Here is a 2,998-nt window from a genome sequence, read left to right as displayed (position 1 = left end):
CGCCGGCATGCTGATCTGCCCACGGCTGGCTGCGCCGCGATTGCCATAGGCCGCCGCGCCTCGGCCGGCATCGATGCCGTCAAAGGCGGTCCGGCTTGGTGTCGGGCGAGGTCTCGCGCCCTGCGGCGCCGCTGGTCGCGCCTGTGCCGTCGGAGGCCGTGCCGAGGGCCGCTCGGGGCCCGACGGTCGCGTCGCGGGTCGGCCTGCGTCGGCCTGCGGTCGCCCCTGTCCGGCCCCGCCCTGGGGGCGATCCTGGCCGGGCCGCGCATCGGGACGGGCGGGTTGCTGGGACGGACGCTGGCCGATCATCCCAGCCGCCGCGCCGCCGATCGCGCCTGCCGCCGCACCGCCCAATGCTCCACCGACGCTGCCCGGGCCTCCTGGGCCACCGATGCCGCCAACGCCGCCTGGGCCCCCTGGACCGCCGACGCCACCGATGCCGCCGGACCCTCCGGGACCACCAACGCCGCCAGCCGGCCCGGGGCCGCCAATGCCGCCAACGCCACCCGGGGCGCCTGGCCGGCCAACGCCGCCTGGGCCTCCCGGTCCGCCAACACCGCCTGGGCGGCCTGGGCCGCCGGGGCGGGCGAGGCCGGGCTTGGAGCCCTGCCCGGGCCGATACCGGTCAGGGTCGGGCCGCCACGGCTTGGTGTTGCCGATGTTGTTCCCGCTGCCGATGGTGTTGCCGCCGCCGATATTGATCTCGTTGCCGATATTGATGTTTCCGCGCCCGGGTGCGCCGGGATAGCCGGGCCGGTAGCCGGGATAACCCGGCCAGCGCGGCGGATAGACCGCGCCGGTGCCCCAGTTCCACGGGTTGTTGTACATCACGGCGCCGACGGCGATGGCCGTCCCGAAGGTCAGGAGCGCGCCCGGGACGGCGGAGGCGACCGGCTCGTAGACGACGCCGGGGTCGTAACTCGGAACATAGATCACCTCCGGTTCCGCCGGCTCGATATAGATGACGTTGCTGGATCCCTCGGTCTTCTGGACGACGGTCTGTTGCGGCGTCGACTTCAGGGCTCCACCCTTTGCCGCCTGGGCTCGGAGATCCTGGATGACGGCCGCGACATCCGTCGGCTGGTAGACGAAGGCGTCGCCGAGATCGCTCGTCCAGTCGAGGTTCTCGTTCATCTGCTTGATCAGGTCGGGAAACCGGATCAGCGCCTTGACGCTGGCATCCCAGTTCATGGCGTCGGCTGCCGTGAAGTCGGCCTTCTCGACGGCCGCCTTGTTGCGCTCGATCCAGCGCGCCGCCTGCACGATATCGAGCGGATAGGCCGAGGCCGGCAACAACTGGGCGAGCAGCGGGTCGGGGTAGAGCGCGATCGGCTTCACCAGCGGCTCGATCTCCGCACGGGTGAAGACCGTGTCCGCTGCCTGCGCCGGTGCAGCCTGTGGCGCTGGTGCGGCCTGCTGGGCGAATGCGGCGCCGAGGCCCGGGAGAAAGACGCTGGCCGGAGCCAGCGCCAGCGCCATTGCGGATAGGGCGATCATTCCGTGTCGCATGCCGTCCTCGCGCTCAAATGTCTGCAACCAAGCCGGTCCATCACCATCCGGCCCCTATCTGAAACGACCCACATTCACGATCTGGACGCGCCGATTGGCTGCTGCGTCCGGGTTCTTCCGGTTCTGCAACTGCTCTTCGCCGAGGYCGACCGAGACAATCCTGGCTGGGGCGATGCCGAATGTGGTGACCAGCGCGTCGCGAACAGCATCGGCCCGCTTCTGGCTCAGCGTCAGGTTGGACTTGCGGTCGCCGACCGCATCGGTGTGGCCGACGATGAGGAACTTGTATTCTCGTAAGGTCGGGTGGAGCAGGGAGTCGGCGATCACGCCGACCGTGCGGAATGATGCAGGGCGGATCACCGCCGAGCCGGTCCGGAACTGGATCTCGACCGTAAACTGCGAGAGATTGTCCAGTTCCTGCGAGAGAGGCTCGCGCAGCGAGGCATCCGGCCCGCGGTTGGCGGCGACACTGTCGACGGCCCGGCGCCGGAGCGCGGCGACGTCGATGGATTTCGACTGGTCGAGGACGTTCAGCGTCTCGATCAGTTGCGTGTCGTTGAGCCGCTCCTGGGCGTGCACGGTTGCGGGGGCGAGGGCGATTGCGGCGGAGAAGACGAGGGCGATGGGCTTCATCGGGTGCATTGTCCCTTCAGTTCCAGCCGGCATCGACGATGGCCTGCTTGCAGCTGCTGCTGACGACCTTGGACGCGGTCAGCAGGCACTGCAGCCTGTAGCCGTCGTGGGGCTGCACGCCGCTGCAATATTGACCAAGGTCGCGCTCGCAGACCTTRACTGCGGCAGCCTGGGCATTGGCCCGCTTCGCGAGCGACTGGAAGACYTCGGCCGAMGCGGCCTTGCAGCCCACCGATAGCCGCGCCTGGTTCCGATCAAGGCACGTTTTGACGGCGCCGCCGCCAAGCGAAACCTTCGAGCAAAGCTTGTCGATGTCCGAACCGCAGGACTTCGCCAGCCGATCATAGGCTTCGGCGAAGGTGAGCGTCTGGGCGGAACCGGCCAGTGGGATGACCAGGCTAGTTAGCAGGCAGGTTGCGGCGAGGGCTCTGCGTAGACTCACGATCGTCTCCCTGTGTTCGGTCGGTAATCCCTTGCGCTCTCTTTTCTGCCCGCCCTAGGGGGAGGTCAGAAAAGAGAGCGTATCCGAAGGTTCCAGCCAATCAAGCGGTCAGGCGATTTCAGCGAGACCGGCGTTCTTGGCGCCGGAAAACGCCAGGGGGATGAGTTGATCGATCAGGGCGAGCGCGAAGACATCTGGAGCGCCGGCATTAGAGAATGTCGGCAGCTTCCGAGTTTCGTCGTGACAGGGGGCGAACAGAGGCCGCGCTTGTGGCGCGGTCGGATGAAGGGAGAAACAGCCCGGCGCATGGGCCGGGCTGTTTGCAGATCCAGAGTGTCCGGCTCAGAACTTGTAGTTCACGCCGACGCGAACGATCCCGCCGCCGCCGCCGCCACTGGTGGTGGCGGTATAGAT

General features: G+C 68.1%; 3 protein-coding genes. All 3 read right to left on the bottom strand.

Annotated elements, in window-relative coordinates; translation table 11 throughout:
• On the bottom strand, positions 1 to 1,497 hold a 1,497-nt coding region (locus tag AC1DRP_RS35955; protein ID WP_476771071.1), incomplete at its 3' end, for a DUF3300 domain-containing protein.
• A gap of 66 nt (positions 1,498 to 1,563) precedes the next feature.
• Positions 1,564 to 2,142, bottom strand: a complete 579-nt coding sequence (locus AC1DRP_RS35950) for an OmpA family protein (RefSeq protein ID WP_476771070.1) — start codon at positions 2,140 to 2,142, stop codon at positions 1,564 to 1,566.
• 16 nt (positions 2,143 to 2,158) lie between these two features.
• On the bottom strand, positions 2,159 to 2,584 hold the full coding sequence (locus tag AC1DRP_RS35945; protein WP_476771069.1) for a hypothetical protein: 426 nt from the start codon (positions 2,582 to 2,584) through the stop codon (positions 2,159 to 2,161).
• Positions 2,585 to 2,998 lie beyond the last annotated feature (414 nt).

The sequence above is a fragment of the Allobosea sp. 01N443 genome (assembly GCF_056399325.1).
This window is presented reverse-complemented; position numbering and strand designations above follow the sequence as displayed.